This window comes from Stenomitos rutilans, from assembly GCF_059505485.1.
The window spans coordinates 114,721-125,191 of record NZ_JCACKR010000022.1 but is presented as its reverse complement, the minus strand read 5'-3'; the positions used below and the strand labels follow the sequence as shown (position 1 = coordinate 125,191).

The following is a 10,471-nucleotide window of genomic DNA, read 5'->3' as shown; positions in this document are numbered from 1 at the left end:
TCGTGGCATTGGCATGACATTGCCACCTATCCCACATTAATCTAATGCACTGCCGATTATTCTGGAGACATTATTCACTACTGTTTTGTAACGCTGAGTCAAACGGTTGATGTTCTTTGTAACGAAATACCTGAAGCATCCTGGATAACCCTGTTAGACTAGCGATGCTGTGCGCGGCCGTGCAGTAGTCTATTGTCATTTACACCACACTACACCCGTCCTGATATGACTGTGGCTTTTACCAATTAGTAGCTGCTATCAGTATATCTCTTAAAGTCCGATCGTGACAGCTTGTAAAGGCAGTGCTCTGCAAGAGGATGACCGATCGAAATCCTTGGATGCAGAAAGGTTTCGGGCATCTTACGCATGTTTAAGCGTTCCATCACGGCCTGCGATCGCCGATTGGGAATGGCAGTAAACGAAACGATTTCCTCAAATTGGAGAACTTCAAAGCCAATGCGTAAGGCTTCTCTTGCTGCTTCCGTCGCGTAGCCCTTGCCCCAGTAGGGAAAGGCCAGCCGCCAACCCACTTCTACACAGGGCGAACATGGGAGATCTGGTGCAGGTATATTCAATCCTACAAAGCCAATAAATTCCCTGGTTGCCGTAATCTCAACGGCCCACCATCCCCAACCTTGATCGCGAATCTTTGTTTCAATGCGATCCAGCAGCGCATCACTAGCAGCCTGATCGAGGAGGTTTGGAAAAAATTCCATCACGCGTGGATCGGCGTTGAGCTGAGCAAAGGGTTCGCGATCGTCCGCACACCACTGACGCAGGTGAAGCCGTTCTGTATTGAATTCAATGAGCTTTGGCATGATTAAACTTGAGACATTAAAAATGAGGAGACTCTTGGAGCAGTCTAACCGTGTTTGAAGAAATGCTTAGGTTTGAAGAAACACTTAGGATCGCGGCTTAAATAACTTCGACAAGTGAGATGTTCTGTAGGGGTCGTATAGCCGTGCGCCCGTACCTCAAGATCACACTTTAATTAATTCTCGTTCCTTAGCTGATCACAAATCCTTTAGAGGTGTATGTTTGCGTTCTACATTATGGCTCCTCGACAACTGCTTAAGATATCCTTTAGGGCAGCACGATCGTGTTGAGGTAATCTAAAAACGGCTTGAGGGATCTGCCTTTCTCACACTCAAAGCATTGTTGAAGCCATATGGAATGACCCGGTTCTATACGGATGGTTGGCTCAACAGTATGAACGCCATCTTGAGCCTATTGTTCATACTGTTGAGCCAACTGTGTAATCATCTCCATTTAGGGACTCGCTGGAAAATCACATTCCATTGCTCATCCACTCATCCGCGCCCTTCAACCTGGGATTTTATTTGTCACCGATTCCCTTATTCTGCAAAAACTTGATGTTGAGTGATGACAATACGGCCTTTGAAGCTCTGCTAGAGTATCTGAAGCGATCGCGGGGCTTTGACTTTTCGGGCTATAAACGGTCTAGCTTTCAACGGCGCGTGCAAAAGCAAATGCATCTTAGAGGCGCATCTTCCTATGAAGACTACATCGATTATCTAGAAGTGCATCCAGAAGAGTTTGTCAGCCTGCTTAGCACCGTTTTAATTAACGTCACCAGCTTTTTTCGGGATGCGGCGGCTTGGAGCTACCTGCAAGAGCAAGCGCTGCCCCCATTGTTGCTGGCAAAGTCTCCCAATGAGCCGATTCGCATCTGGAGTGTGGGCTGTGCGTCGGGCGAAGAAGCCCATACCCTAGCCATGATTCTGACTGAATTATTGGGAGCCACTGCCTTTCGGCAGCGCGTAAAGCTCTACGCCACCGATATCGATGAAGACGCGTTGAGCCATGCTCGTCATGCAACTTACAGTCAGCGCGATCTAGAGCCACTGCCAGAAGGCTATCGGGAACGGTACTTTGAGCTAAGCGGCGATCGCTACATTTTTCGGGCTGACTTGCGCCGGGTGGTGATTTTTGGTCGCCATGACCTGGTGCAGGATGCGCCCATTTCGCGGCTAGATTTACTAGTTTGCCGCAACACGCTTATGTATTTTAATGCTCAGACGCAGGCTCGCATTCTATCGCGGCTGCATTTTGCCCTCAGCAATACCGGGGTTCTCTTTTTGGGTAAGGCAGAAATGCTGCTCACCCATACTAATTTGTTTACGCCCATCAACCTCTCGCACCGCATCTTCGCCAAGGTGCCCAAGCCAAACCTCGGCGATCGCGTTTTAGAAACGCCCTGAAATTAGAGACAGCTTACTGTCTGCCTATATCCGCTACAAAATCTCGCCCGCATCTACCGCCCGCTAAAGCTACGGTCTTGCATGGAGGAGGGTTATAGTGAGGCGCGATCGCTCACACTGAATGAGGTGACTTGCTACCTGCTAATGACACAGAGCACTACCTGGAGGTGCGATTCATCCGCCATAGGCAAATAGCGATCGACTGGGCGTGAGCATCAGCTTCAAAGACGCCAACGCTTATCATACAGGCTTTACATGAGCTTACATGACATAAATCACTCCCTCTGCTCAGGCTTGAAGGTTCAATTTAAGCATGATCAGGGCACCGCTCGTCTCAATTTAAATTTGCTAATTGGGTATCTTGTAACAGCATATTAAGTTCTGGCGACTCTTCCGCCTTGGTTCGAAGTCTTACCGATAGTTGTCATCAGTCCTTTTAAGGTGACCATCGCTTAAAGCGTTTCTTTAGACGCAAGCGCAACGGTCGTGATTGCCAATCAGTTACATCCCACTGCATCATTCTAAAACTTATGTTGATTGCGCCCCTACCTGATGATGAACCTGCCAGATTGCAAAGTCTTTGTCAGTACCGCATTTTGGATACTGAACCTGAAGTCGCGTTTGACGATCTCGCTAACTTAGCAGCCTGGGTCTGCAATACCCCGATCGCACTTGTGAGCTTGATAGGTGCTCAGCGCCAATGGTTTAAGGCAAAAGTGGGTATAGATGTGGTGGAAACCCCTCGTGAAATTGCTTTTTGCAGCCATACCATTTTGCAATCTGACCTTTTGCTCGTGACAGATACGTTGGTTGATGAGCGCTTTGCAACTCATCCAGCAGTAGTGGCTGAACCTCACGTTCGCTTTTATGCCGGGATGCCACTGGTTATGCCAGATGGTCACGCATTAGGAACACTATGCGTAGTTGATTTTGTCCCACGTGAACTCACGTTCAGGCAAATTGACTCATTGAAAGCACTGGCTCGTCGAGTCATCGCACAGCTAGAACTACGACGGCAACTGCTGGAGGCCAACTACCAGATGCGTGAGCTTCAGCACAGTGAATTGGCCCTACGCGAAAGTGAAGCCCGGTTTCGGACGATCGCCGATAGTGCTCCAGTGCTGATCTGGATTGATGATCCTGTAGAAGGCTGCATTTTCCATAACCAGACCTGGCTCAATTTTACAGGTCGAACGTCTGCCGAAGAAGCCGGTGATGGTTGGCATAAAGGCGTACATCCGGACGATCGCTTATTCTGGTCGCAACGCTATGCCTTAGCCGTTGAGGCTCGTGAACCGTTTACCGCCGAGTATCGCCTCAAACGGGCAGATGGCGAGTATCGTTGGGTACTAGAAACTGGCGTGCCTCGGTTTTTACCAAATGGGCGGTTCAATGGTTTTATTGGCTCTTGCGTAGACATTACCGATCGTAAAGAGGCAGAGCAAGATCGCCAACTCCTGAAATCCGTCACTCACGCGATCATGACCTCTGCCGACTTTCATTCTGCTTTGCAGGTGGCGCTTCAAAAAGTGTGCGAAGCAACCCAGTGGGAGTTTGGGGAAGCGTGGGTACCGAATCCGGATAAAACGGTCATCGAATGTAGCCCTGCCTGGTATAGCAAAACAGATCGTCTGACGGAATTTAGACGGCAAAGTGAAGCGTTTACATTCTCTCTGAACTCCGGCCTTCCGGGTCGCATTTGGGCTTCTAAGCGCACCGAATGGCATCAAGATGTTTCGTTAGAACCGACTTACTGTCGAGCAGAAGTGGCAATGCAGGCGGGGCTAAAGGCAACGCTAGGCATTCCACTGCTGGCAAACGATGATGTCATTGCAATCCTCGTCTTCTATATGTTTGAAGCTCGTCAGGAAGATCAGCGGCTGATTGACCTGATTGCAGCTTCCACTGAACTAGGTTTGTTTATCCAACGAAAGCAGGCTGAAGAGGAGATGCAGAAGTCCCTGGTAAAAGAGCAAGAACTTAATCGCTTCAAGTCCAACTTTATTGCCAATATGTCTCATGAACTGCGAACGCCGCTAACTTCAGTCTTAGGGCTGTCAACTGTGCTGCTGCAACAGCATTTTGGCACTCTCAATCCTAAGCAGAAGCAGTATCTTGATCTGATTCATAGCAGTGGTAATCATCTGCTGAAGCTGATTAATGATTTGCTAGACCTTGCCAAAATTGAAGCGGGTAAGCAGGAGCTAAACAAGACAGTCGTTAATGTTGTTCAACTGTGTCAGAACGCGATCGAGATGGTGGATGTCCGCGCGATCGAAAAACAGCAGATCATTTCTCTAAATTTGCCACTGGCTGTGGAGTCGGTTGTGGCAGACAAACAGCGTGTAATGCAAATTCTGCTGAACTACCTGTCGAATGCCGTAAAGTTTACACCCGTAGACGGCACGATTACCATCAGCAGTCGCTTGGCATCGAGACTGGAGTTAGAAAACAGCACACTGCCACCCATTGCCACAGACACTAGTGCTATGACCATCACGCCTGATGACCGCTTTCTGGTACTAGAGGTAACGGATACCGGCATTGGTGTTGCACCAGAAAAACAGCATTTGCTGTTTCAATCCTTTCAACAGCTCGATGTTGCCAGCGATCGCAAGTATGAAGGATCAGGTTTAGGGCTTTCTCTCACCAAGCAGTTGGCAGAGCTGCATGGTGGACGCGTCTCCGTTTGTTCAACACTGGGAAGCGGCAGTACGTTTTGTGTTTGGCTGCCGTTGTAGCGTCCAACTCTACTCAACCGTATTTGTGGTTATCACGAGTGCAAGCTTAAACTGTAAGCTTTAGCCTGGATGAGTTCTGCAGTGCAGTAGAGCGGGCAGGAGGTTAAGCAGATGCCCAATGCGATGAATGACACCCCCAGATTAGAATATCCGCTGCTGTGGGCAATGGGACGACCACGCGCCGAGCAAAGAGAACCTGTGCGATCGAAAATATCGCTGGCCCGCGCTACAGATGATTTGCTGTACGAACTTCAGTTGCTTAACGCAACCGCCATCATCATCAGTTGCAACGTGGAGCCGCTAAAACAGTTTCCCGGTTACCCTGAACAGTACGAAGCGCCGATCGATCCAGGTGTTGCGGTCTATTTTACGCTTAGTGGCGTATCTTACCTTTTTGCCTGCGATGACTTTGACGGTGCTCAGGGAAATATGCGTGCCATTGGTCAATTGCTCCGTGAAAAACGTATGCTGAGCCAGCTTCACCCGTGTGCGTCGATCGAGCGTGAATTTGCTGGGTACAAAACTGCCACCATTCCAGTGGAAGCCTCGCCTCGTCGCAAACCCTGGTGGAAAGTGCTGTACGTCGCACCAGATGCACCGCTTATCGTGGTTGAGGCAGCGTACAAAAGTTTAGCCAGAACGGTTCATAGCGACATCACTCAAAATAGCAATGATGCCGCCATGTCAGAACTCAATCGAGCGATTGAAGAAGCACGATTGATGCGGCTTTAGGCAGGTTTACCAAAAAAATAAATTTATCGATCGGGATCGTGCAGTAAGATACATCGGGCACCTTCAGGCGAGAGCCTCAAAGACACTTTCAGCAGTAACGGTTTAGCCGTAAAAGGTGGCTTTATCCGGATTGCTGCTCGCAAAGTTCGTCAATGTAGCAGAAATCCGTAACAGAACCTCATTCACCGATTGTGTGCAGCGAAAACAGATTATCGACTCCTCAGGCCGTTGAGGAGCAATGGACATGACACAGCACTTAACCCCTTCATGGGGCCATCGGCTCGCTCTCGTCAGTCAGATTTTCCTTCTGACAAGTGTAGGACTGGCAACTGCGTTCTCCCTTGAGACTGAGCAGGCAACCGTCAAAGCGTCCGAAGCTAGCTCCGGTCAGGTAGCTACGTCAGGCGGTACTTGGCGCGGAGCTTCTTTCCCAGTGGAGAATTTTCAGGCGTATACTTCTCCCTTTGGTTATCGGGGGTCTCCTGATGGCTCTCCCGGTCAAGAGTTTCATCGCGGGTTAGATATGGCGGCTCCCGAAGGCAGCTATATTCGCAACTGGTGGGCAGGTAAGGTCGTCGAAGTCTCCGACGATAGCGCATGTGGTACGTCGATCGTCATCCAGTCGGGTGAGTGGGAACACGTCTACTGCCACATGAAAGGGCACGTAGAATCCGCAAACGGCTCACGGTATCTGAGCGATCGCGGTGGTGGCATTCAGCTTTCTGAAGGGCAGGTTGTGCCAGCAGGTGTTCGTATTGGTCGAGTCGGCATGACAGGACGTACTACCGGGCCACACCTCCACTGGGGCCTTAAATACATCGGAAAATGGGTCGATCCAGCGCTAGTGCTACGTGCCATGTACGCAGAACAAGTGCGTGCCAGAGCGCTTTCAACTCGCTCGCAGGGATAGGTTCCAGGCTGAAAGCTAGCGCAACTCTAACAAGACTGACGCATTCTGACTGAAACCTTGGAGATTTGACCGACCATATCTGGTGACAATGCCAGATGCTTGGTCAAAACCTCCGAGGTTTGCGTAAGCCCCAGACTAAATACCACTACCAGCATTTTGCAGCACAAACGATTTTGCTTTCTTGGGTTTTAGATAAACTTTTTGCTTCGGCTTGAGGTCTAATTGGTCAAACTTTTCTCGCGTCAAGAAAGCATTGACAACCTGCCCATCTTCTAGCGTTAGCTCCGCCTGAATCTCCCAACCCAAATGCACCAGCCTCTCTAGGATTGCAGGTGCGCTTGCAACTCCGGGTGTTGTTTCAATCACGATATCGTGGGGACGCAGGAATGTTTCAGCCTGTGCCGCATCAATACCATTGCGCTGAAAAATTTGGGAATGACTGGGAAGCACGTTGACTGGCCCAATGAAGCCCATGACAAACGGCGTGGTTGGATGGTCGTAAATTTCAGCCGGACTGCCGACCTGCTCCACTTTGCCGTGATTCATCACCACTAGTTCGTCAGAGACTTCCATTGCCTCTTCCTGGTCATGGGTGACAAAGACCGTCGTGACATTTACCTCGTCATGCAGATGGCGTAACCAACTCCGCAGATCTTTCCGCACTTTGGCATCCAACGCTCCAAACGGTTCATCCAGCAGCAAGACGTTTGGTTCGATCGCCAACGCTCTCGCCAGCGCCACCCGTTGACGTTGCCCACCCGAAAGCTGAGACGGATAGCGATCGCCCAAACCGTGTAACTGCACCAGGCTCAACAGTTCGTTCACTCGTTCGGCAATGCGATTTTTCTTCCACTTCGCAATTTCCAGCCCAAACCCAATATTCTGGCGAATCGTCAGATGCTTAAACAGGGCATAATGCTGAAAGACAAACCCAACCTGACGATCTTGCACACTGGCATGCGTTGCGTCTTTCCCTGTAAGCAAAATCTTGCCGCTGTCAGGTTTTTCTAAACCAGCAATTAGCCGTAAGAGCGTTGACTTTCCAGAGCCAGACGGGCCTAACAGCGCTACGAGCGAACCTGTTTTGATTTCAACGCTGACCTCGTCAACTGCTTTGAAATTGCCGAACTGCTTTGAAACGTTGTCAACGGTAATTCCCACGGTGTGAACTCCTAGTCACTGTAGAACAAATCTGACCCCAAAACCCAGCTTTTTGATTGGGATACCGTAGTTCTACCATAAATTCACGCAAGTTGGTCTAACAAGCTGCAACTTCAATAGACTTCCTGCATGAATCAGATTTTGCCCCCCCATCCCCCCAAATTTGGGGGGCATCAGTTTTAGCTTCCCCCAAACTTGGGGGACGGGAGGGGGCTTTTAAGTATTCGCGCAGGAGGTCTAATGCTTTGTAGCCTGCTGGCATTGCTGAGGGCAGGAGGTAGGACATTTTCTTGCTCTTTGCTTCAGCGTTCAACACATGTATGGGGCATTCTGCATGACCTGGGTGGTTTCAACGTGCCGATTTCTAAAGCACCGATCGCAAAGTCCGCTGCCTTATCAAGATGGGGTTAAGCCTTGGGAGGTCGTTTCTGCGATCGGTTGCGATGGTTCTTGCGACCCGATCGCGTGCGTTGCTGTAACCCCACCATTGTTCTCCTGCTCATCTTTCGCTGGTAGGTTCAGGTCTTCTAGCACGTCCTGAATGAAACCTGCTACCGGGACTGCCGTCAAAAGTCCTGGTAAACCAGCGATCTTCGTGCCAATCAGGAGCGATATGACCACCCAAATGGGCTTGAGTCCTGTGAAGCCACCCAATACACGCGGTGCGATCGCCTGATCGACTAACTGATCAATCACAGCAGCCGTGACCAGCGTTTTGATCCCTAACCCTAAATCTTGCGCTGCTACCAGGATGCTAATCAGCCCGAAACTCAGCACATCCCCAAATGGAATGAGAGTCATCAGCCCCACTAACAGCCCAAGCAGCAGACTATAGGGCACGTTGAGCAAAAAGAATGCGATCGTTAGCGCGGTGCCCATAATTAATCCCATCGCTGCTTGACCGATAAAGTAACGATGGAAATTGCTTTCTAGCTGTTGGCCCATACGATCGCGGTATTTTAGCGGCACCCACCGAAGCACCCCATCCCAAACACGCCGACCATCCAGCAGCAAATAGAGTGTCAGGACAATGACCAGCAAAGCTTCTGAAAGGCTACCGATCGCGTCCAGGGTCAGCGTCAGTGTTTCATCAGCCACTCCTTGTACTTCTGTTGGCAAGCGATCGGACAACTGAGCAATTAAGCGGCTCAAATTAATGGGCAACCGATGGCTGACAGCCCACCCTTGCAGTGCCTCTAATTTTTGACCAACAGCATTCACCCAATCTGGCAGCAGTGTGACGATTTCGGTCAGTTGCGCTACCACCGTCGGAAACAGTGTGATGCCAAGCATTACCAGCACCAGCAGGCTGATGACCAGCACAATTAAGACGGCATAGCCTCGTGTGATGCCGCGCTGACACAAAAACCGCACGGGGTAGTTGAGCACATAGGCCAGTACCGCAGAGAGGACAAAAATTGTAAAAAGTGGCTCAAAGTAATCCATGAGCTGGAGTAAAACCCAACCGTTGAGGACTATCAGCGGCAGAGCCAGCCGGGTTTTGAGCCATTGGTTCCAGTTATTGGGCAGTGCAGGCATAGAAGGGGAGTGGGGAGTCGGGAGTGGGCAGTGGAATCTTTAGCAGCACGATCGCAGCGCTAGCTCAGTGATTCTGTGCTCCTCCCACCCTACACCCTATACCCTGTAACCTACACCCACCCTTCGGCATCCGCTCTAAATTCACTGATCACCCGATTTTCATTCATGACTCGATTTCTATTCATGACTCGATCGTGGATCAAGCCCATCTCGCAGTCCATCGCCCAAAAGATTGAAGGCAAGCACGGTCAGCGTAATGAACAAGCCGGGAAAGATTGTTGTCCAAGGCGATGAGAGCGAGTAGCCGCCCTTAAAGGCATCTGAGAGCATGGTGCCGAGTTCTGGCGTGGGAGGTTGTGCCCCCAGACCCAGAAACCCAAGACCAGCCGCTTCTAGTGTGGCAGTGCCGATCGACAACGTTGCCTGTACCACGATCGGCGCAAGGCTCGCTGGCAAAATATGGTCAATGATAATGCGATCGTCCGTAGCCCCTAACGCACGCGCTGCCTGTACAAATTCCTGCTCTCTTAACGAAAGCACCATTGCACGAGTCAGACGCGTGAAAATGGGAATTTGCACTACTCCAACCGCTACGATAACGCTCTGCAAATTGGGACGAGCCACCGTGACAATGGCGATCGCCAGCAGAATGGAGGGAAACGCTAGCAAAATATCCGTCAGCCAGCCAATAATGCGTTCTAGCCAGCCTCGAAAATACCCAGATAGCAGCCCCAAAACAACGCCGATCGCCAGTCCAAACCCCACTGAGATGACGCTGATCAATAATGATGTCCGAATGCCGTACCACACCAGCGTGAGCACATCACGCCCCAGCGCATCGGTACCAAACCAGTGCGTGACTGTGGGTGCCACAAGCCTCGCCAAATAATCTCGATCGGTCGTTGGTTCGTAGGGATGCAGCACCGGAGCGAATAGTGCTAGAGCAATGAGTGCGATCGTCAAGATGAGTCCAATTTTGCCAGCCGTAGATTGCCAGAAGTGCTGGAAGGTGCGTTGAGTAGTGTATTGCATGAGAAGGGTAAAAGGCAGAGGGCAGAAGGCTAAAGGCTAAAGGCTAAAGGCTAAAGAAGTTGTTGGTTGTAAAGCTCTAAAGCCTTTCGGCATATCAGAAACGGGCATACAAGAAAGGTTATTGGTTGTTAAAA

8 protein-coding genes are annotated in these 10,471 nt (G+C 50.3%); 4 read left to right on the top strand and 4 right to left on the bottom strand.

Features of this window, described 5'->3' with window-relative positions; translation table 11 throughout:
• Positions 1-245: 245 nt before the first annotated feature.
• Positions 246-818, bottom strand: coding sequence for a GNAT family N-acetyltransferase (locus AC5JLP_RS02570; RefSeq protein ID WP_496066333.1), 573 nt, complete (start codon positions 816-818; stop codon positions 246-248).
• A 555-nt stretch (positions 819-1,373) separates the two neighbouring features.
• Here AC5JLP_RS02570 and AC5JLP_RS02565 point away from each other — a divergent pair.
• The 4 genes from AC5JLP_RS02565 to AC5JLP_RS02550 all read left to right on the top strand — a co-directional run bounded on the left by AC5JLP_RS02565 (position 1,374) and on the right by AC5JLP_RS02550 (position 6,605).
• Positions 1,374-2,222: a CheR family methyltransferase gene (locus tag AC5JLP_RS02565; protein ID WP_496066332.1), complete on the top strand. Its 849-nt coding sequence runs from the start codon at positions 1,374-1,376 to the stop codon at positions 2,220-2,222.
• A 530-nt stretch (positions 2,223-2,752) separates the two neighbouring features.
• Positions 2,753-4,963 (top strand): sensor histidine kinase, encoded by a 2,211-nt coding sequence (locus AC5JLP_RS02560; protein ID WP_496066331.1) that lies wholly within the window; start codon positions 2,753-2,755, stop codon positions 4,961-4,963.
• Positions 4,964-5,074: 111 nt separating this feature from the next.
• On the top strand, positions 5,075-5,695 hold the full coding sequence (locus AC5JLP_RS02555; protein WP_496066330.1) for a hypothetical protein: 621 nt from the start codon (positions 5,075-5,077) through the stop codon (positions 5,693-5,695).
• 244 nt (positions 5,696-5,939) lie between these two features.
• Positions 5,940-6,605: a M23 family metallopeptidase gene (locus AC5JLP_RS02550; protein WP_496066329.1), complete on the top strand. Its 666-nt coding sequence runs from the start codon at positions 5,940-5,942 to the stop codon at positions 6,603-6,605.
• A gap of 135 nt (positions 6,606-6,740) precedes the next feature.
• Here the strand turns inward: AC5JLP_RS02550 and AC5JLP_RS02545 are convergent, their stop codons facing one another.
• The 3 genes from AC5JLP_RS02545 to AC5JLP_RS02535 all read right to left on the bottom strand — a co-directional run bounded on the left by AC5JLP_RS02545 (position 6,741) and on the right by AC5JLP_RS02535 (position 10,337).
• Positions 6,741-7,766, bottom strand: coding sequence for a sulfate/molybdate ABC transporter ATP-binding protein (locus AC5JLP_RS02545; RefSeq protein ID WP_496066328.1), 1,026 nt, complete (start codon positions 7,764-7,766; stop codon positions 6,741-6,743).
• A gap of 396 nt (positions 7,767-8,162) precedes the next feature.
• Positions 8,163-9,305 carry an AI-2E family transporter gene (locus AC5JLP_RS02540; protein WP_496066327.1) on the bottom strand — a complete coding sequence of 381 codons (1,143 nt, stop codon included), beginning with the start codon at positions 9,303-9,305 and terminating at the stop codon, positions 8,163-8,165.
• 177 nt (positions 9,306-9,482) lie between these two features.
• Positions 9,483-10,337 (bottom strand): ABC transporter permease, encoded by an 855-nt coding sequence (locus tag AC5JLP_RS02535; RefSeq protein WP_496066326.1) that lies wholly within the window; start codon positions 10,335-10,337, stop codon positions 9,483-9,485.
• Positions 10,338-10,471: the final 134 nt, after the last annotated feature.